Source organism: Methylobacterium amylolyticum (assembly GCF_030700245.1).
Classification (GTDB): Bacteria; Pseudomonadota; Alphaproteobacteria; order Rhizobiales; family Beijerinckiaceae; genus Methylobacterium.
The window spans coordinates 44,595-64,136 of record NZ_JAUYZI010000010.1; the positions used below are offsets into that span (position 1 = coordinate 44,595).

Annotated in this window: 17 protein-coding genes and 1 pseudogene; 10 read left to right on the plus strand and 8 right to left on the minus strand. The window is 74.3% G+C overall.

Features of this window, described 5'->3' with window-relative positions; all coding sequences use genetic code 11:
* Nucleotides 1-16 precede the first annotated feature (16 nt).
* On the minus strand, nt 17-1,129 hold the full coding sequence (locus tag Q8W71_RS09525; RefSeq protein ID WP_305525115.1) for an ABC transporter substrate-binding protein: 1,113 nt from the start codon (nt 1,127-1,129) through the stop codon (nt 17-19).
* A 129-nt stretch (nt 1,130-1,258) separates the two neighbouring features.
* Between Q8W71_RS09525 and Q8W71_RS09530 the strand changes: the two genes are divergently transcribed.
* The 5 genes from Q8W71_RS09530 to Q8W71_RS09550 all read left to right on the plus strand — a co-directional run bounded on the left by Q8W71_RS09530 (nt 1,259) and on the right by Q8W71_RS09550 (nt 5,522).
* Nucleotides 1,259-1,924 carry a response regulator gene (locus tag Q8W71_RS09530; RefSeq protein WP_305525116.1) on the plus strand — a complete coding sequence of 222 codons (666 nt, stop codon included), beginning with the start codon at nt 1,259-1,261 and terminating at the stop codon, nt 1,922-1,924.
* A gap of 29 nt (nt 1,925-1,953) precedes the next feature.
* Complete coding sequence (locus tag Q8W71_RS09535; RefSeq protein ID WP_305525117.1) at nt 1,954-3,387, plus strand: sensor histidine kinase; 1,434 nt, start codon at nt 1,954-1,956, stop codon at nt 3,385-3,387.
* Between the two features lie 205 nt (nt 3,388-3,592).
* Entirely contained in the window at nt 3,593-4,840 is a 1,248-nt protein-coding gene (gene sorT / locus Q8W71_RS09540) for a SorT family sulfite dehydrogenase catalytic subunit (protein ID WP_305525118.1), read from the plus strand.
* Between the two features lie 17 nt (nt 4,841-4,857).
* Nucleotides 4,858-5,196 carry a SorU family sulfite dehydrogenase c-type cytochrome subunit gene (gene sorU / locus Q8W71_RS09545; protein WP_305525119.1) on the plus strand — a complete coding sequence of 113 codons (339 nt, stop codon included), beginning with the start codon at nt 4,858-4,860 and terminating at the stop codon, nt 5,194-5,196.
* An 89-nt stretch (nt 5,197-5,285) separates the two neighbouring features.
* Nucleotides 5,286-5,522: a hypothetical protein gene (locus Q8W71_RS09550; protein ID WP_305525120.1), complete on the plus strand. Its 237-nt coding sequence runs from the start codon at nt 5,286-5,288 to the stop codon at nt 5,520-5,522.
* 199 nt (nt 5,523-5,721) lie between these two features.
* Here Q8W71_RS09550 and Q8W71_RS09555 read toward each other — a convergent pair whose 3' ends face one another.
* From Q8W71_RS09555 to Q8W71_RS09585, 7 genes and pseudogenes are all read right to left on the minus strand, one after another.
* Nucleotides 5,722-5,979, minus strand: coding sequence for a hypothetical protein (locus Q8W71_RS09555; protein ID WP_305525121.1), 258 nt, complete (start codon nt 5,977-5,979; stop codon nt 5,722-5,724).
* A 690-nt stretch (nt 5,980-6,669) separates the two neighbouring features.
* Nucleotides 6,670-7,008 (minus strand): annotated as a pseudogene (locus Q8W71_RS09560) (transposase); the annotation flags it as partial.
* 240 nt (nt 7,009-7,248) lie between these two features.
* The gene (locus Q8W71_RS09565; RefSeq protein WP_305525122.1) at nt 7,249-7,758 is read right to left on the minus strand and encodes a DUF4411 family protein; all 510 of its coding nucleotides are present in this window, start codon (nt 7,756-7,758) and stop codon (nt 7,249-7,251) included.
* Nucleotides 7,759-8,952, minus strand: a complete 1,194-nt coding sequence (locus Q8W71_RS09570) for an ImmA/IrrE family metallo-endopeptidase (protein ID WP_305525123.1) — start codon at nt 8,950-8,952, stop codon at nt 7,759-7,761.
* Between the two features lie 297 nt (nt 8,953-9,249).
* The gene (locus Q8W71_RS09575) at nt 9,250-10,410 is read right to left on the minus strand and encodes a glutathionylspermidine synthase family protein (RefSeq protein WP_305525124.1); all 1,161 of its coding nucleotides are present in this window, start codon (nt 10,408-10,410) and stop codon (nt 9,250-9,252) included.
* Nucleotides 10,410-11,072, minus strand: coding sequence for a DUF1190 domain-containing protein (locus Q8W71_RS09580; RefSeq protein WP_305525125.1), 663 nt, complete (start codon nt 11,070-11,072; stop codon nt 10,410-10,412). Before Q8W71_RS09580 ends, Q8W71_RS09575 begins: the two co-directional genes overlap by 1 nt.
* 9 nt (nt 11,073-11,081) lie before the next feature.
* Nucleotides 11,082-11,480: a DUF350 domain-containing protein gene (locus tag Q8W71_RS09585; protein ID WP_305525126.1), complete on the minus strand. Its 399-nt coding sequence runs from the start codon at nt 11,478-11,480 to the stop codon at nt 11,082-11,084.
* A 412-nt stretch (nt 11,481-11,892) separates the two neighbouring features.
* Between Q8W71_RS09585 and Q8W71_RS09590 the strand changes: the two genes are divergently transcribed.
* Genes Q8W71_RS09590 through Q8W71_RS09610 form a run of 5 tightly spaced genes read left to right on the plus strand, consistent with a single transcriptional unit; the run spans nt 11,893 to nt 19,490 of the window.
* Nucleotides 11,893-13,245: an SWIM zinc finger family protein gene (locus Q8W71_RS09590; RefSeq protein ID WP_305525127.1), complete on the plus strand. Its 1,353-nt coding sequence runs from the start codon at nt 11,893-11,895 to the stop codon at nt 13,243-13,245.
* Nucleotides 13,245-14,813 (plus strand): DUF5691 domain-containing protein, encoded by a 1,569-nt coding sequence (locus Q8W71_RS09595; RefSeq protein WP_305525128.1) that lies wholly within the window; start codon nt 13,245-13,247, stop codon nt 14,811-14,813. The genes Q8W71_RS09590 and Q8W71_RS09595 overlap by 1 nt, the downstream gene beginning before the upstream one ends.
* Nucleotides 14,810-15,919, plus strand: a complete 1,110-nt coding sequence (locus Q8W71_RS09600; RefSeq protein WP_305525129.1) for an ATP-binding protein — start codon at nt 14,810-14,812, stop codon at nt 15,917-15,919. The genes Q8W71_RS09595 and Q8W71_RS09600 overlap by 4 nt, the downstream gene beginning before the upstream one ends.
* An 11-nt stretch (nt 15,920-15,930) precedes the next feature.
* A complete protein-coding gene (locus tag Q8W71_RS09605; RefSeq protein ID WP_305525130.1) occupies nt 15,931-18,312 on the plus strand; it encodes a DUF5682 family protein in 2,382 nt (793 codons plus the stop codon).
* Nucleotides 18,309-19,490 carry a vWA domain-containing protein gene (locus Q8W71_RS09610; protein WP_305525131.1) on the plus strand — a complete coding sequence of 394 codons (1,182 nt, stop codon included), beginning with the start codon at nt 18,309-18,311 and terminating at the stop codon, nt 19,488-19,490. Before Q8W71_RS09605 ends, Q8W71_RS09610 begins: the two co-directional genes overlap by 4 nt.
* Nucleotides 19,491-19,542 lie beyond the last annotated feature (52 nt).

Below are 19,542 nucleotides of genomic sequence, written 5' to 3' on the forward strand. Positions count from 1 at the left end.
TCGCGGCGCGCGGGGCTCAGCGGCCTTCCATCGCCCGCCGCCAGCGCCGCAGCATGCGGGCGCGCCGGATCTGGTCGAGGTTGGCCAGCAGCTCCGGCCCGACGGCGACCGGGCGCAGCGCCGGGGCGGCCGCGACCGGATCGTCCGCCCGGCGGGCGTCCGGGCGGGCCGGCGTGAGCGACTGTGCGGCGAGCCGCGCCTGGCCCTCGCGGGAGAGCATGTAGTCGAGGAACAGGCGGGCCGCGACCGGATGGCGGGCATCCTTGGCGATGAAGGCGATCCGCGAGACGAGGAGCGTGGTGTCGCTCGGCAGCACGACGCCGATCCTCGGGTCGTGCTTGGCCCGTTCGAGGGCGTAGGCGCCGAACACGCCGTAGGCGAGCAGGGTCTCCCCGTCGGCGATCCGGTCCAGCATCGTCTCCGTGCGGGTGTAGAGCTTCACGCCGGCCTGCCCGAGGGCCGCGACGAGGTCCCAGGTGCGGGGCGTGAGTTCGGCGTCCTGGGCGAGGATCAGCGATCCGACGCCGCTGCGCTCGGGATCGTAGGCGGCGACCTTGCCCTTCCAGGCTTCCGGATGGTCGGTCAGGGACCGGATCAGGTCGGCGCGGCTCGCCGGCACGTCCTCAGGCGGCAGCAGCGTCCTGTTGTAGGCGATGGCGATCGGCTCGGCCGTCACGCCGAAGGCCTCGTTGCGCCACACCGCCCAGGCGGGCAGCGACGCCGTCTCGGCCGAGACGTGGCGGGCGGCGTAACCGTCGTTCACCAGCTTGATCTGGAGGTCCATGGCCGAGCTCCAGACGATGTCGGCCGTCCCGGTGCCGGCGGCGGCGTCCTCCACGAAGCCGTCGTAGAGGTGGGAGGAGTTCATCTTCGTGTAGGACACCGCGATGCCGGGATGGGCCTCGCGGAAACCGGCTACGAGGCTGGCGACCTCGGCCTCGTCGGTCGTCCCGCGGACGACCACGAGACCCTCGCCCTTCGTCGGGGCCCGAGGCGCGTCCTGGGGCGCGGCCTGGGGCGCATCCTGGGGCGCCAGAGGCAGATCGACCTGTGCCGTGGCCGGGCCGAGGCCGGAGGCCGGGAGCAGGAGTGCGGGCAGGAGGATGCCGACGGCGAAACGCGACCTCAACAATGTCCCTCCCGCGTCCGCGCCGGATGGCCCGCATCGCCGATGTGCAGGTACGGGGCGGAAATGCTAGACCCGGCGCGCCGCTCCGGCCAAGCCAATCTGGTCAAGCCGATCCGTGACGGGAGGCGCATGCGCGTTCTGGTCGTCGAGGACGATGCCGCCCTCGCCCGCGGACTGGTCTCCGCCCTGCGGCAGGGCGGGTACGCGGTCGATCACGAATCCGACGGGGCGGACGCGGTGCGGCTCGCGACGAGCGAGCCCTACAGCCTCGTCGTGCTCGATCTCGGACTGCCGGGCCTGCCGGGCTTCGAGGTGCTGAGGGCCGTCCGGGCGGCCGGCTCGACCGTCCCGGTGATGGTGCTGACCGCCCGGGACGCCATCACCGACCGGGTCCGCGGCCTCGATCTCGGAGCGGACGACTACCTGCTGAAGCCGTTCGATCTCGCCGAGTTCGAGGCGCGGGTGCGGGCCCTCGTCCGGCGCGGGCAGGCGGTCCCGAACCCGCACCTGCGCTGCGGCGCGCTGGAACTCGACCGCTCGACGGGGACCGTCACGCTGGCCGGGACACCGGTCGCGCTGCGGCGCCGGGAACTCGCCGTCCTGACGGTCCTGATGACGCGGGCCGGCAAGCCGGTCCCGAAGGAGCGGCTGAGCGCGGAGATCTTCGGCTTCGACGAGCCGGTCGCGCCGAACGCCCTCGAACTGTACGTCGCGCGCCTGCGCAAGAAGCTGCAGCCGGGCGGCCCCGAGATCCGCACCATCCGGGGTCTCGGCTACCTCCTGATGCCGATGTGACGACCGATGCCGATGTGACGACGCCCCGCATGCCCTCGCTCCGGCGGCGCCTCCTGATCCGCATGCTGCTGCCGGTGCTGGCGCTCGCCCTGCTCCTCGGCTTCGCGGGCGCGCTGGTCATCCGCGACGTCGTCGAGACGACCCACGACCGCCTGCTCGACGGTTCCGTGCTCGCCATCGCCGAGCGGCTGACCGTGGAGGACGGTGAGGTGTCGGTCGACCTGCCCCGCGTCGCCCTCGGGATGCTGGAGAGCCAGGCCCAGGACCGGATCTACTACAGCGTCACCTACCGCGGCGCGCTGGTGACCGGCTACCGCGACCTCCCGGCCGCGGTCGTCGACGCCCTGGTGCCCGGGGCGACGGCGCATCGCGACGGCGTCGTCCGCGGGGCGAGCGTGCGGATCGCCGCCCAGGCGCGGCGGGTCTACGGGAAGCCGGACCCGGTCCTCGTCCAGGTCGCCGAGACCCGCGAGGCCCGCCAGACCCTGGAGCGCCGCCTGCTGGCCGGGCTCGCGGTCGCCGAACTCGGGCTGCTCGGGCTGATCGGGACGCTGTCGTGGTACAGCATCGACAGCGGCCTGAGGCCGCTCACCCGCCTGAGCGAGGCGATCGGCCGCCGGGCGGTGCCGGGCGCGATCAGCCTGCAACCGCTCGACGTGGCCGGGGTGCCCCGCGAGGCGATGGCCCCGGTGCTCGCCCTCAACACCCTGCTCCACCGCCTGGAGCAGTCGATCGCGGGGGAGCGCACCTTCACGTCCGACGCCTCCCATCAGTTGCGGACCCCGCTCGCCGTCCTGCGGATGCACGTGGAGCTCCTGCGCCGCACCGCGCCGGGGGACCCGGCGCACGCTGCCGCGATCGACGACATCGACGGCGCGGCGCGGCGCCTCGAGCGGCTCCTGGCGCAACTGATCGCCCTGGCCCGCGCCGACGACGGCTCCGGGAGCGCACCGGCCTCCGCCGCGATCACCGACCTGAACGACCTCGCGGCCCGCGTCGTCACGGAGCAGGTGCCCCACGCCCTCTCGCGGACCACCGAGATCGTGCTCGACCGTCCGGACGGCGCGGTGCCGGTCGTCGGCGACCCGTTCATCGTGGGCGAGATCCTCACGAACCTCGTGGACAACGCGATCCGCTACAACCGGATCGGCGGGACGACCACCGTCCGGGTCCGGCGGACGGGCTCCGGTGCCTGCGCCGAGGTGCTGGACGAGGGCCCGGGGATTCCCGCCGGGGCGCGGGAGAAGGTGTTCGAACGCTTCTACCGCGTCGCGTCCCGGGACGGTCCCGAGGGCAGCGGCCTCGGGCTCGCCATCGTCAGGGCGCTCTCCGATCGCATCGGCGGGGCCGTCACGCTCGACGCCCGTCCGGACGGTCCGGGGTTGGTGGCGCGGGTCGATTTCCGCGTCCCGTGGCGGTTGCCCGCCGCCCCGCCGCCGCCTGGGCAGCCCGCGACCGGATGATCGTCGATCCTGCCCGCGCGCGGCGCCCCCGCGTCGTCACCGCGCTCCCCGTCCGCGCTCCCTGCCCGCACGCCCCGTCCGCGCTCGCCCCGTCCGCGCTCGCCGAAGCGCCGCGGGGGTAGAACGTCGTAGAACGCTTGACCATCGATCTCCCGCACAGCAGTAACAATCTTCTCAAGAATTCGGAACCGGGAGGATGGTCTGCGTGCCTGAGCCGACGACCCTGCATCGCCGCAACCTCCTCGCCGCCGGCACCGCCGCGGTCGCCGCCGGCCTGGCATCGCCCGCGTCGGCCTTCGAGACCGGCCAGCCGGGAACGGAGCCGAACAAGCCCGGGACGGAACCGCCCAAGGCGGGGACGAAGCTGCCGGGCTACGTCGCCTGGAAGGATGCCGACGCGTTCACCGTGCACTCCAACCAGACGCTCGAGACCAAGCGCGGACTGGCCGACGGCGTGATCACCCCCATCGACCGCCTGTTCATCCGCAACAACGTCAACCCGCCCGGCGATGCCATCGTCGCCGACCGGGACGCGTGGCGGGTCGAGATCGCGGGCGTCGCCAAGCCCGCGACGCTGACCCTGGCCGACCTGAAGCGGCTCGGGCTCACGAGCGTGGCCACCGTCCTGCAATGCTCGGGCAACGGCCGCCGGTACATGCAGGACATGCTGCAACCCGGCCAGAAGATCTCCGGCACCCCCTGGACGGTGGGCGCCGCGGGCTGCGTGATCTGGACCGGCGTGCCGCTCAAGGCCGTGGTCGAGTCGCTCGGCGGGCCGGCGCCGGGGGCGCGCTTCGTCACCGGCACCGGCGGCGAGGTGCTGCCCCCCGGCCTCAAGCCCAAGGACATCGTCGTCGAGCGCTCCGTGCCGCTCACCACCCTCGACACGGTGATCCTCGCCTGGGAGGTGAACGGCGCGCCGATCCCGCTGGCCCATGGCGGGCCGCTCCGGATGATCGTGCCGGGCTATTCCGGCGTGAACAACATCAAGTACGTGAAGACGGTGGCGCTCACGGAGGCCGAGACGGACGCCAAGATCCAGGCCGCGAGCTACCGCATGCACGGCGTGGGCGAGAAGGCCGCACCGAGCCAGCCCTCGATCTGGGAGCAGCCGGTGCGCTCGTGGATCAGCGTCCCTCTGACCGGGGGCCCGGCCGGCCGCACCCTCGTCACGGGGGTGGCGTTCGGCGGGCTGCACGCGATCGCGCAGGTCGAGGTCTCGGCCGACGGCGGCAAGACCTGGACGCGGGCTCCCTTCGTCGGCCCGGACCTGGGGCCTTACGCGTGGCGCGTCTTCGCGCTGCCGATCGACCTGCCCGCCGGCACGCACGTGCTGGCCAGCCGGGCGACCGACGCGGCCGGCAACGTCCAGCCCGAGAACACGCCCCCGAACGGCGGCGGCTACAGCTACAACGGCTGGCGCGGGCCGGCGATCACCCTGGAGGTCGCGTGACGCTCGGGGAAACCGCGATGGCCGTCCCGCGCGCGATCGTCCGGACGCCGCTCGTCCTGCTCGCGAGCCTGCTCGCCGCCGGGACGGCGACGGCCGACCCGGCCCAGCTCGCACTGGGCAAGCGCGTCTTCACGGAGATCGCCGAGCCGCAATGCGGCGCCTGCCACACGCTGGCGGACGCGGGCACCACGGGTGAGGTCGGGCCCGTCCTCGATGTGCTCAAGCCGGACGCCGCCCGCGTCGCGGCCGCGGTGACCGGCGGCATCGGCGTGATGCCGGCGTTCGAGGACCTGACTCCGGAACAGGTCGAGGCCGTCGCGCTCTACGTCGCCACCGCGGCCGGCCGGGCGAAGTAGGCGGCGCGCAGCGCCGTCGATCCGAGGACGGCGCGGCGCTTTGGCAGGGCTCGGTCGCTCGTGGAGCGTGGAGCGAAGGGAGCGACGCGATGCCCATCGGAACGAAGATCAGCCGGCCGGGCGAGAACCGCTTCGTCGTGGTCGAGCCGGTGTCCGGCGAGTTCGGGGTCCACGTCGTCGTCGACGGGCAGGTCATGCTCCAGATCGCGCCGAAGGACCTGAGCGAGGCCGCCGCGCGGCGGATCGCGGACGCCCTCGAACGCGACGCGGGCCTGGTGATGGCCTGGGACCTCGACGCCTATTTCAAGGCCGACGATACCGCGTGATCCGTCCGGCTCTCGCGGGCCAACCGATGCGGGGCGAGCGCCGCGCGTCCGCCAGAGCCGCCATCGCGCGACATCCGATCACCGGCCGAAGCGGGCGGCGCCGCGGGCATCGACGCCGCCGAGCCTGATCGCGTATCTCGCAACAGATCGATGCTTCCGCTCGCACATGCCCGGATGTCGCAGCGGCTGGCCGCCGGACCTATTTCGCGCCGCAACCGATGCAGATGCCCGACATCATCTCGTTCTCCCTCCGCTCCGTGCGGGTGAGCCGGTCGGGATTGCCTCCCTCGGTGTAGTCCTCCGTCCCCGCCGGCGGCTTGGTGACGCCGAAGCTGTTCGTATTGGGCGCCGTGATCGTCGACATCGGTCCGCTGCCAGTGCCCGTCTGGTCGGCCTGCGCCATCGCGGGCCCGGCCAGAAGCGTCAACAGCGCGCAGGCGAGAAGTGTCTTGGGCATCCGATCCTCCAGGTGGACAACCCTAACGCGTGCGGCACGAGGCGGCTACTGAATTGACCGACCCCTGCACGACCTCCTCGACGGTCGCCGGGGACCATCGTTAACTGTTCCTGCTGCCCGCGTGCCGCACGACACATCAGGCGCGACGGCTTGCGCGTAAATCCCCTCCCACGACAGCAGCCGCGCTGCTCACGCGTCGGAGATCACCATGGCTCTCTCATCCCGCATCGTCCTGCTCACCGGCGTCGTCGGCCCCGCGGCCGCCCTGCTCGTCGGCACCTACGTGCAGTTGGTCAGCCTCGCCCTGCCGATGCATTTCGTCTGAGGTCAGCCCTGGAGAGGCGGCCCAATCCAACGGGGCGCCCGACTCCGTCGGATCCCGTCCGGGCCGGCCGCGGCTGGGAGCGGCGGGCACCATGCCGCAGCGACCGAACGCCGGGTAGCCGCCCCCCGGGCCGCCCACCACGTGTCCGTGATGGACGCGACCTGCCTCGCGGTCATGGCCGCCGCTGTCGCCTTCTCGGCCGTCATCGTGCTGTTCGGATGCCGGTGAGGGGAGGGGCTTACGCGCGCCCCGCCGCCGCCCTCTGTCCCCGCGTGGCCTAAAGCCGCCGCCTCGCTGTCTGGGCCGAAGTCGGGGTTGTTGGGCCGTCGCGCCAATAGAATTCGCCCAATACCAATTCTCATTGATCAGAACCAATGGGCCCGGTCGCGCAGACCGATGGACATGATGCGCCAAGGTCGTTCGACGAGGGTGTTCCAGGCGTAGCAGCAGTGATCCAGGATGTCGGAGCAGGATGTGAAGATCCGATTGCCGAGCCAGTTGTCACGCATGAACTGCCAGATGGTATCGATGGGGTCGAGTTCGGGGGAGCGGGCCGACAGCGGCAACAGGGTGATGTTGGTGGGCACTGCGAGTTTCTTGGTCGTGTGCCAGCCGGCCTGATCGAGCAGCAGGACGACGTCCGCGCCGGGGGCGACGGCCCTGGCAATCTCGTCGAGATGCAGGCCCATCGCCTCGGTGGCACATCATGTCCATCGGACTGCGTGCCTGGGCTCATGGGTGCCGATCAATGAGAATTGGTATGCATTGGTGAGTTTTTTGCGAAGCTCGCCATCGCAGCACGGCGTCGCAAGATGCTGAGATGACGGCCTCGCGCGCTGCGGCAAAGGCGCCGAACGAGGCCCACAACCAGTCTATCAGCCGAGCGCCGCGGCCTCCTGAAGGCGCTTCAGCGACATACGGTTCGAGCGCACCCACGGTTTACATCACGAATCCCAGCCCGTTGTGAAATCGAGTTCGCGTATCAGCGTGACGATGTTGCAGCATCGTGCACCGAGCGTGGCGCAGACATCCGGCACGCGCCTGTTTGCCCGCTGAGCCTTCGGCCTCGACACCTCACCCGACACGACGCACCGATCCCCTGCCGCAAGCACATAAGCGATCAGGAATGGATCACGCCCGATCCGTTCGATCTCCGCGTCGTCCAGATCGGCTGCATACCCTTTCGATAAGACATCCTGCACAGTGGCGATGTCGACGTCCTCTTTCAGGACAATTGCATCCCTGAACGCTCGGTCCTGGACATGCGCAAACAGCTTGTCCTTGTCGGCATTGCCGGTCTCACCTTTGACCTCCTCGAAGGTCTCGATCGGCATCTTGATGCGGCCGTGCGCTCCGTGATGCGCCAGCCACGTCCAAAACTCGGGCACCCGGTTGACGGCGTAGTACGTGTTGTGCGCGGTGATCAGGGTGTTCGCGTCGAGGAGATAAAGCATCTATGCAGCACTCCTCGAGACGAGGGTGCCGACATTGCGTGGCTTCACGCCGAGGATCTTTGCAGCCCGCGTCGGCGTGATGTTGCCTTCTTCGAGCGTGCGCCTGACAAGCTCCAACAGCGAGGCGCCGATGCGGTGACGCCGAACGATGTAATAGTCGGGGGCTCCGTCGGCTTCCCTATCCCGCTCCTTCTGGCGCGCGCGCTCCGTCAGGTATTCCTCTCGAAACGCACCGCTGACCGCTTCCCAGACCCCGTGGCTCAGCACGCCGATCAGATGGAGGCGATAAGCGACCGCCGGGCGGCTGAGGTTGCGTGTGCTGGCGAACTCGGTGATCGTTCGCTGGAGACTCGGCAGATCGACCGCCCCGCTGGACGGAACCGCGAACGTCCGCAGGTCCGCATCCGGCATCAGGATCAGGCCGGCGACCTGATTGCAGAAGCGCTCCAGATGCCCCTCGGCTCGGCCGCCGCTGATGCCGGATGCGCCGACTGCCAGATGAGCGAGTTCGTGGAGCAGCGTGAACGACCACGCCGACTTCGCATCCTGATCGTTGATGACGATGAACGGCGCGACTGTGTCGGCGAGGGCGATGCCGCGGAACACGTCGGGGCTGATCGCGCTGTGGTGCGAGCCCAGATTTCCGATCAGCAGGACGAACGCGCCCGCCCCCTCGACGATCTGTCGAAGGTACGAGAAGGCCGCCTCGACGCCGCGGGCCGCGCGGAAGCGGTCGAGGCTGAAGCCGATGGCCTCGACGAGGAAGGCTGCCGCCCGTTCGGGGGATGTGTCCGCATCGATCGCTGCGATGAACGACGGCGGACGCTCGCCTTCATCCTCTAGGATCGCGCGAACGCCGGCTTGCCTAGCCCGGACGTCCCGCAGGAGCGCGTCGATGGTCGCGGCGCTCTCCGCCTTCTGGTCCTCCGGCAGCGTCCTGAAATCCTCACCGCGCTCGGCGCGGGGCGGCGGGGCGGCGAGGTAGAATGTGAGCAGCGGACGGCGGTAGACCTTCACCATCCGAAGGAGCGTCGGACGGCTCGGCTCCGCCTCGCCCCGTTCCAGCGCGGCGAGGCGATCCTCCGCCGATCCCCTGACCGTATCCCGGAACCCGACCTTTGGCGCAGCCTGCCGGAGCGAGAGACCTGCGGCCTCACGCGCCCAGAGCAGCAGTGCTGGGTTGACACGCGCCATCGCCCCTTATGCCCCGACGCCGAGAACGGATAAAGAACCCATCTCAGGCTTGGCCGTGAGCGTACGCGCTCGGCGTGAACGTGCCCTTGCGCGGGAGACCGGCCGCCAAGGCCTGCGGTCGTCGCTCAGGTTCTCGGGCCACGCTGCCGACGGTCGGGCTGACGCAGACGCCGGCCCTGTCGTCGTGGACCGCGTGGCGCATCACGATTCCGCTGTCCCCGGAGGCGGGATCGAGGCTCCGGAGACGGGGCCTTCTTCGTTTCTGCCCCTGTTTCTGCCCCCCCTTGCGCCCCCGCGTCAGTCCACGATGAGGTGGGGCACGAACCGCGCCCGGTCGGTGGTGATGCGGCGCGCCTCCTCGCGCAGGCAGAGGCCGGCGGGCTCGTCGCCGACGACCCAGCTCCCGACCAGGGCGTGCCGCCCGTCGAAGGCGGGCAGTTCCGCGAGCGCCTGCCGCACGTGGCCCTCGGCGCCGTAGGGGCCCTCGTCGCGCTCCACGAGGACGCCGTCGCGCACGAGCAGGATGTTGGCGCCCTCGCGCGAGTACAGCGGCTTCTTCACGAACGAGGTGCCGAGCCGCGCCTTGGCCGGGTCGTCCTCGAAATAGGCCGGCAGCAGGTTCGGGTGGCCCGGTGCCATGCGCCAGAGATGCGGCAGCAGGCCCTTGTTGGACAGCACCGCCTTCCACGGCGGTTCGAGGAAGCGCGTCGGCGAGGGGCCGATCGCCGGGCCGAACGTGTCGGCGAACATCCATTCCCAGGGATACAGCTTGAACAGGGCCGCGAGCGGCGCGTCCGCCCCGTCGACGAAGCGGCCGTCCGGCGCCAGCCCGATGCGCTCCACCGGCACGAACGGCGCCGCGAGGCCGGCCTGCACGGCACAGTCCTGGAGATAGGCCACGGTCCCCCGGTCCTCCGGCGCGTCGGGGAAGCAGGCGAAGGCCAGCGTGTCCCCGAGGTCCAGCTCCGCGAGCCGCGCGATCAGCCGCTCGTGCAGGGCGTTGAACTGGTCGGCCCCCGCCGGCAGCCGCCCGGCGGCGAGGCCGTCCTCCAGCCACAGCCACTGGAACACCGCGCTCTCGTACAGGGCGGTCGGCGTGTCGGCGTTGTACTCGAGGAGCTTGGCCGGTCCGGTCCCGCCGTAGCAGAGGTCGAGCCGCCCGTAGAGGGAGGGGTCGCGCCGCCGGAAGCTCGCGGCGACCGCGTCCCAGGCGTGCTCGGGGATCGCGAGGGAGGCCAGGATCGCCTCGTCGCGCACCGCCTGCGCGGCGAAGGCGAGGCAGAGGGCGTGCAGCTCGCGGGTCGGCGCCTCGATCCCGTCCTCGATCTCGGCCAGGGTGAAGGCGTAGTAGGCGCTCTCGTCCCAGTAGGGCCCGTCCGGGAAGGTGTGGAAGCTGAAGCCGGCCTCGGCCGCGCGCGCCCGCCAGTCGGGACGCTCCGGGATCGCGACCCGGCGCATCAGCCGCCCCCGGAACCGCCGGACCGCCCGCCCCCGGAGGAGAAGGCCCGCCCGGTGCCGCCGAAGCCGCCGCGGGCGACCGCGTGCGGCGTCCCCGCGCTCGCAGTCGTGCGCGCGACGGCGGAGGAGACGCGGGTGACCGAGCCGCCGCGCGCCGCGTAGACGCGCCCGCCGGAAGACGTGCAGTAGCCGCCGGATCCGCCCCCCGACCCGGCGGCGGCCTGCTGCTCCTCCGGCGCGTGCCGGTACAGGGGCTGGGCGGGCAGGCCCTGCGCCGCGGTGCGGCCGATCATGTAGCCCGCCATCAGCGGCACGAACGCGGACCCGTCGCCGGGCGACCCGTCCGCGAGCCGCGTGCAGCCGCCCGGGCCGTGGTGGCGCTCGCACGCCGCGTCGGTCGGGTAGCGCGGCGCGTCCGCCGCGTAGCGGTCGAGGGCGGCGCGGTACTCGGCGGCGCACTCCCCGGCGGGCCGCAGCCCCTGCGCGATGCAGGCGCCCTCGGTGTCGTAGACCAGCGCGTCCTCCTCGCGCTGGGACTCGTCCAGGTGCCCGAGGGCGAGCGCCGCGGCCCCGGCGCCGACGAGCAGCACCAGGGAGACGGTGGCCGAGCGCTTGCTGAGCGGCGCTCCGGGCGCCCGGCCCGCGGGTGAGGACGGCGGCATCGGCGCGCCTCAGTAGGTCATGGAGGCGGCGTTCACGATGCCGACCGTGAAGGACGCCGCGCCGAGGAGCACCGCCGAGGCCATCCGCCCCTCCTCGATGCGCCGGGAGAGATCCGGCACGGCGAGCCGGACGAGCCAGTAGACCAGGATCTGCACCACCAGGGCGATCAGCCCCCAGACCACGCAATCGAGGAGCGACTGCGCGTTGAAGATCGCCACCGCCAGCGGCATCGCGAACCCGACGAGGCTGAAGCCCAGCGCCACCGCCGCCGCGGTCACGTCGCGCCGGATCAGGGCGAGCTCGTCGTGGGCGGTGGCGAGGGTGTAGATCACGAGGTAGAGCGCCATCAGCGCCAGGGCGGTGGCGAGGTAGAGCAGGAAATCGGGCAGTCCCGAGATCGAACTCACGGCGTCGGCTCCCCCCGGGGCCGGCGGCGCGGCCGTGACACGTCGATCAGTCCGCGCGCGAAGCCAGTCGAGACGCGCATCCCACCGGTCGATCGGACCGATTCGGCGCGCCGCGATAACATGAGCGCCGGCGGCAACACAACAGGACAGGGCATCGGCACGATCTCATCATCCGGCTCATCGTTTCGGTTGCGCACCATCGACCTATAACACTTTAAATGTAGAGTTCTCGACCGGACGACGATCTCGAAAAATCTGACGGCCACGCTTGCCCGGTCGGGCGGAGTGTGCAGAGTGTCGCGCCTCACGGGCGCCGATCCCGCGCCGTATCCCTCGCCCCGGCGCGCGCGCCGGACCGACGCCCCCGCCCGCGGCGGGGCCCCCGAGCCCGACGGATCCGACCCGCCAGCGCATGAGCCTGACCGCCGAGCAGATCCTCGCCCTCGCGCCCGACGCGTCGAGCCGCAAGGCCGGCCAGGAGCAGGCGAAGCGCCCGAAATGGAGCGGTCTCGGCCGGGCGGGGGACCTCGTGTTCGGCGAGATCAAGGGCAGCGGCGCGAGCCCCTACCGCACCGTGGCCGACCTGTCGGGTCCGGCCGCGACCTGCACCTGCCCGAGCCGCAAGCTCCCCTGCAAGCACGCGCTCGGGCTGATGCTCGTCGCGGCCGCGGAGGCGCTCCCCGAGACCGCGCCGCCGGACTGGGCCGCGGCCTGGGCGCAAGGACGCGAGGCCCGGCGCGAGACCCGCGCCGCCGAGCCGGACCGCCCCGCGGACGCGGCGGCCCGGGCCAAGCGGCAGCGGGCGCGCGCGGTCCGCGTCGCCGGGGCGCTGGACGAGATCGACCTCTGGCTCTCAGACCTGATGCGCCGGGGCCTCGCCGCGGCCCGCGCCGAGCCCTACGCCGCGTTCGACCGGGTGGCCGGCCGCCTCGTGGACGGGCAGGTCCCCGGCCTCGCCCGGCGGGTGCGGGCGCTGCCGGGGCTCGCCGCGGCGGCCCCCGCGCCGGGCGCGCCGCGGCCGGAGGCGGCGCTGGCGCTGGCGGTGGCCCGCATCGCGCTCCTCGTGCGCGCGGCGCGGCGGCGCGCGCTGCTGACGCCCGGCCAGGCCGCGGGGGTGAACGCGGCCCTGGGCCTTCCCGTCTCCGCCGAGACCCTGGCGGCGCAGCCCGGCGTCGCGGACGACTGGGCGGTCCTCGCCCACACCGCCGAGGAGGAGGACCGGCTCCTCGCCCGCTCCGTCTGGCTCGCCGGGCGGCGCACCGGCACGCTGGCGCAGGTGATCGATTTCGGCCCGCCCGGCGCGCCGCTGCCCCCCGTCCCGGCCCCCGGCCAGGATTTCGCGGGGGTCCTCGCCTTCCATCCCGGCGATCCCCCGCTGCGGGCCGCGTTCCGGGAGGGGCGGGCCGGCCCCGCCGCTTCCGCCGCGCTGCCGGGGGCGGGCACGGTCGCCGCCGCCCGCGACGCCTTCGCGGCAGTCCTTGCGCGGGCGCCCTGGACGGAGCGCTGGCCGGTCGCGCTGGCCGGCGCCCGCCTCGGTCGGCTCGCCGACGGCTCGGCCTTCGCCGCGGGCGATGCCACGGGCTGCCTGCCCCTGCGCGCGGGCCCGCACCTGCCGGCCCTGCTCGCCGTCGCGGCGGGGCGGCCGGCGGACCTGTTCGGCCTGTTCGACGGGACCGGGCTCGCGCCCCTCGCGCTCTCGGCGGACGGGCACCTCTACGCGGTGCCGCCCCACGAGGCGCGGCCGGTCGTGGTCCGGGCGGCCTGATGGCGGCCGCGCCCGCACCGGCGGCGGACTGGGACGCGACGCTCGCCGCGGCGCTGCTCGGCGCCGACCGCGCCCCGCGGGCGGGCCCGCCGCTGCCGGGCGTCGCCCCGGTCGAGGGGCCGGGCGGCGCGCTCCTCGCGCGCGTGGCCGCCCAGGGGCTCCTGCATCTCGCCGGCGCCGGCCTCGCGCCCGAGGCGATGATCCCGGCGCCCGAGCGCCCCCCGGCCGGCCCGGAATGCCCGCCGGCGGCCGCGCGGCGGCTGCACGCGCTCATCGGCGCCGGCGCCCCCGCCGAAGGGCGGCGCCGGGAGTGGTTCGCGCTCGCGGCGGCGGCCGGTCTGCGCGCGCCGTCCTGGCTGCTCGCCGAGCTGGCGGCCCTGCGCGGCGCCGACGCCGCCCCGGTCCGCGCGGTCGCCGGCCCGGAACTCGACTGGCTCGCCCGCGCCTGCGGCGATACGAGCGCGGGCGAGGATGCGGGTGAAGCCCCCGAGGCGGAGGACGGCGCCGCTGCGCGCCTCGCCGCCCTCGTCGCGCTCCGCGCCCGCGACCCGGACGGTGCCCGGGAGGCCCTGGCGGCGGGCTTCCGGGGGGAGAAGGCCAAGCTGCGCGCCGCCCTCCTGCCGGTCCTGGAAGCCGGGCTCGGCCCGGCCGACGAGCCTTTCCTCGAAGCCTGCCTCGACGACCGCGCCGGGGACGTGCGCGCCTGCGCGCAACGGCTGCTGACGCGCCTGCCGGGCTCGCGGCTCGCCGACCGCATGGCCGCCCGCGCCCGGGCCGCGCTCGCGATCGAGAGCCGGCGCCACCTCCTCGTGCGCACGAAGCACGCGCTGGTCGTCACCCTGCCCGAGGAATCGCCCGAGCTCGCCCGCGACGGGGTGGCGCCGCGCCCCTACGAGCGCGACGCGACCGGCCGGCGGGCCGCGATGCTGCGCGACATCCTCGAAGCCGCGCCGCTGCGCGCCTTCGCCGACCACCCGCCGCGGCTCTGGATCGAGCTGGCCCTGTGCAGCGCGTGGCCGATCCCGCTGTTCGAGGGCTTCTACCGCTGCGTGCGCGGCGAGGCCGACCCCGAATGGATCCGCGCCCTGGTCGCGGTGCTCGGCGAGGCCTGTGACGGCCGGCTGGCGGGCGCGTCCCGCCTCGACGCGCTGCCCGAGATGCGGGCGCGCTGCCTCGCGCTGCTGCCCGCGGCGGATTGGGAGGCGGCGGTGACGGAGCTGTTCGGGCGGCGCCTGGACGCCCTGATCCCGATCCTCGCCCGGCCCCCGCCGCAGCTCTCCGAGACCTTCACGGACGCCCTCCTGCGCTGGCTCGCCCTCGTCACCCGGGGCTCGGAGGAGCTGCGCGGCCGGCTCGGGCGGGAATGGTGCGTCGAGCGCCTGGGCGAGGCCGCCGCGCCGACCGGGCGGGCGGCCGCCGCGGCCGCGGCGATCCGCGGCGCGCTGCCGGAGGGCGGCGAGCCCCTGCGCGGCCAGATCGCGCGCATGGCCGAGACCCTGGAGCTGCGCGCCGCGATGCGGCGCGAGTTCGGCGACCCGAACGGGAATGGGAGCACCCCCGGGACATGACGCAGACGACGACGCAAGGGAACGGCGGCGGGGCGCGGCTGCGCCGGGCCGCCGAGGACGCCTTCGCCGAGGAGATCGCGGCGCTCCGGAGCGCAGACGAGAGGCCCCGCCCGCCGAACTGGCTGCTCTCGCCCCAGGCGGTCGTCACCTACCTGCTCGGCGGGCGCCTCCCGTCCGGCTTCGAGATCACGCCGAAGTACATCGGCGACCGGCGCCTGATGGAGGTCGCGGTGGCGACCCTGGCCACCGACCGGGCGCTGCTGCTGCTCGGCGTGCCCGGCACGGCCAAGAGCTGGGTCAGCGAGCACCTCGCGGCGGCGATCTGCGGCACCTCCCGGCTGATCGTCCAGGGCACCGCGGGCACGAGCGAGGAGGCGATCCGCTACGGCTGGAACTACGCCCTGCTGCTCGCCAAGGGCCCGAGCCGCGAGGCGGTGGTGGCCTCCCCCATCCTGCGCGCCATGGACGAGGGCCTGATCGCCCGCGTCGAGGAGCTGACCCGCATCCCCTCGGAGACGCAGGACAGCTTCATCACCGTGCTCTCCGAGAAGACCCTGCCGATCCCCGAACTCAACGCGGAGGTGGCCGCGGCCAAGGGCTTCAACCTGATCGCCACGGCCAACAACCGCGACCGCGGGGTGAACGAGCTGTCGAGCGCGCTCAAGCGCCGCTTCAACACGGTGGTGCTGCCGCCCCCCGCCACGATCGAGGCGGAGGTCGCCATCGTCGAGACCCGGGTCGCCGCCCTCGGCCGCGCCTTCGAGATCCCGGCCGAGCCGCCGGGCGCCGACGAGATCCGGCGCGTCGTCACGATCTTCCGCGAGTTGCGCGCGGGCGTCACCGCGGACGGCAAGTCCAAGGTGAAGCAGCCCTCCGGCACCCTCTCGACGGCGGAGGCGATCAGCGTGGTGGGCAACGGCCTCGCGCTCGCCGCCCATTTCGGCGACGGCCGCCTCTCGGCGGCGGACCTCGTCGCGGGGCTCTCGGGCGCGGTGGTGAAGGACCCGGTGCAGGACGCGATCGTCTGGCGCGAGTACCTGGAGACCGTGGTCAAGGAGCGCGAGGGCTGGCGCGACCTCTACCGCGCCGCCCGCGAGAGCGCCTGACCCCGCGCGCGATGGCCGACATCCGCCTCTTCGGCATCCGCCACCACGGGCCGGGCTCGGCGCGCTCGCTCGCGGCGGCGCTCGCCGCGTTCGAGCCCGACTGCGTCCTGGTCGAGGGACCGCCGGACGCGGACGCGCTGATCCCGCTCTGCGCGCACGCGGGCATGGCGCCCCCGGTGGCGCTCCTCGTCTACCGGCCGGACGCGCCGCGGACCTGCGCCTTCTTCCCGTTCGCCGCCTTCTCCCCGGAATGGGTGGCCCTGCGCTTCGCGCTGGACCGGGGGGCGGCGGCGCGCTTCATCGACCTGCCGCACGCGATCCAGCTCGCGGATGGGTTCGGCCGGCCGGAGGCGGGCGCCGACCCGCCCGGGCCGGACGGATCCCCGGACGGGTCTTCGCCCGGGCCGGACGCGGCCGTCGCCGACGCGGACGCCCCGGCGGCGCCCCCGGCGATCCGGCGCGACCCCCTCGGGGAACTCGCGCAGGCCGCGGGCTACCCCGACGGCGAGCGCTGGTGGGACGCCTTCGTGGAGAGCCGGGCGGGGGCGGACGGTGACGTGTTCCCCGCGATCCACGAGGCCATGGCGGCCCTGCGCGCGGCCGGGCCCGACGCCCGCGACGGCCCCGACGACGTGCCCGACGAGGAATCCGCCCGCGAGGAGGCGCGCGAAGGGGCCCGCGAAGAGGCGCGCGAGGCGCACATGCGCGGCGCCATCCGCCGGGCGGCGCGGGACGGCTTCGCGCGGATCGCCGTCGTGTGCGGCGCGTGGCACGTGCCGGCGCTCGCCCGCCACGACGCGCGCGGGCAGTCCGCCGCGGACGCCGCGACCCTGAAGGGCCTGCCGAGGGCGAAGGTCGCGAGCGCCTGGGCGCCCTGGTCCTACGAGCGGCTGGCCACCGCCAGCGGCTACCGCGCGGGGGTGATCTCGCCGGAATGGTACGACACCCTCTGGCACCACGGCGACCGGGTCGCCGCCCGCTGGCTGGCCCGGGCCGCCGCGCTCCTGCGCGCGGAGGATCTCGACGCCTCGCCCGCCTCGGTGATCGAGGCCGCGCGGCTCGCCGAGGCGCTGGCCGGCTTCCGCGGCCGGTCGCGGCCCTCCCTGGAGGATCTCGACGAGGCGGCCCAGGCGACGCTCTGCTTCGCGGACCCGGCGCCGATGGCGCTGATCCGCGCCAAGCTCGTCATCGGCGAGCGCCTCGGGGCGACCCCGCCCGACAGCCCCGGCACCCCGGTGGAGGCCGATTTCGCGGCGCAGTGCCGGAGCCTGCGCCTGAAGCCCGGGGCGGATGCGGGCGAGATCGTCCTCGACCTGCGCAAGCCGGGCGACCTCGCCCGCAGCCACCTCCTCAACCGGCTGGCGCTGATCGGCATCCCCTGGGGCGTCCGGCGCGCGGCGCGGGGGCGCGGCACCTTCAAGGAGGCGTGGTTCCTGGCGTGGCGGCCGGAATGGGTGGTCGATCTCGTGGCCGCCTCGGCCGACGGCGGGACCGTGGCCGAGGCCGCCGCCGCGCAGGTGGGCCGCCGGACGCGCGAGGCGACCCGCGTCGCCGAGCTCGCCGGCCTCATCGGCACGCTGCTCGACGCCGACCTCGCCGCGGCGACCGAGACGGTGATCGGGGCGATCGCCGACCGCGCCGCCGTCTCGGCGGACGTGTTCGACCTGATGGACGCCCTGCCGCCGCTCGCCGAACTCGCCCGCTACGGCTCCGTGCGCTCGGCGGACACCGCGCCGGTGCGCGCGGTGGTGCGCGGCCTCGTGCCCCGCGCCGCGGCGGGGCTGCCGGCCGCCTGCCAGAGCCTCGACGACGACGCGGCCGCCGCCGCCAAGACCCGCATCGCCGCCGTCACGGGGGCGGTCGCGCTCCTGGAGGATCCCGACCTCGCCGGCCTCTGGACGGAGGCCCTGCGGGCGCTCGCCGACCAGGAGCACGTCCACGGCCGCGTCGTCGGCCGGGCCGTGCGGCTGCTGTTCGACGCGGGCACCCTCGACGCGGACGCGGCCGGCGACCGCCTGCGCCGGGCCCTGTCGCGCGCCGCCGGCGCCGGGGCGGCCGCCGCCTGGATCGAGGGTTTCCTGGAGGACAGCGGCACGGTGCTGATCCACGGCCGGGGGCTGCTCGCGATCCTCGACGGGTGGCTCTGCGGCCTCGACGCGGCGGCGTTCACCGAGCTGCTGCCGCTGGTGCGCCGCACCTTCGCGACCCTCGCGCCGGCCGAGCGGCGGGCGGTCGGCGAGACCCTGCGCGGCCCCGGCGGGCGGGCCGGGGCCGCGCCGGAGGGGGCCTTCGACGCGGAGCGCGCGGCCCGGGTGCTGCCGATCCTGCACCTGCTCCTCGGCCCCGAGCCCGCCGCCCTGGTGGAGAGCGTCCCGGAGGAGAGTGCCCGGTGAGCGAGACCGAACGCCTGCGCCGCTGGCGCCTCGTGCTCGGCGGCGGCCCGGCCGACGGCACCGGCCACGCCCTGGCCGAGCGCGACGGGCGCCTCGACCGGGCCCTGGGCGCCCTCTACGATTCCGACCGCGCGGGGGGGCTCGGCGCCTCCGCCCCCTCCGTGCCGCGCTGGCTCGGCGACATCCGCACCTACTTCCCTGCCTCCGTGGTGCAGGTGATGCAGCGCGACGCGCTCGAGCGGCTCGACCTCAAGCGCATGCTCACCGAGCCCGAGATGCTGGAGGCGGTGGTCCCCGACGTCGCCCTGGTCTCGACCCTCATCTCCATGCGCGGCGTGCTCTCCGGCCGCACGAAGGAGACCGCCCGCCTCGTCGTGCGCAAGGTGGTGGACGCGCTGCTGGCCAAGCTGGAGGAGCCGCTGCGGCAGGCGGTCAACGGCGCCGTCGACCGCGCCCGCGTCAACCGCCGCCCGCGCCACGCCGAGATCGACTGGGCGCGCACCATCCGCGCGAACCTGCGCCACTACCAGGCGGAGTACCGCACCATCGTCCCGGAGACGCGGCTCGGCCACGGGCGCAGGAGCCGCGGCGCGCTCAAGGACGTGATCCTGTGCATCGACCAGTCCGGCTCGATGGCGAACTCGGTGGTGTATTCCAGCATCTTCGGGGCGGTGATGGCCTCGCTGCCCGCGGTCTCGACCCGCCTCGTCGTGTTCGACACCGAGGTGGTCGACCTCACCGACGCGCTCGACGACCCCGTCGAGGTGCTGTTCTCGGTGCAGCTCGGCGGCGGCACCGACATCAACCGGGCGGTGGGCTACTGCGCCGCGCGCATCGCGCGCCCCGAGGACACGGTGCTGGTGCTGATCTCCGACCTGTACGAGGGCGGGGTCGCGGCCGGGCTGCTCGCCCAGGCGCAGCGCCTCGTGGCCGCCGGGGTGCAGGTGGTGGCGCTGCTGGCGCTCTCGGACGAGGGCGCGCCGAGCTACGACCGGGCGCTCGCCGCGCGGCTCGCCGCCCTCGGCGTGCCCGCCTTCGCCTGCACGCCGGACCTGTTCCCCGACCTGATGGCGGCGGCGATCCGCAAGGCCGACCTCGGGGCCTGGGCGGCCGGCGCCGGCATCGCCGCGGTGCCGGCCGATCCCGCCCGGGATGCCGGCCGCGATGCCGCCCGCTGAGCGGGGCGCCGCGAGACCGCGTCTGTCCCGGCCATCCCACGCAGGACCCGGC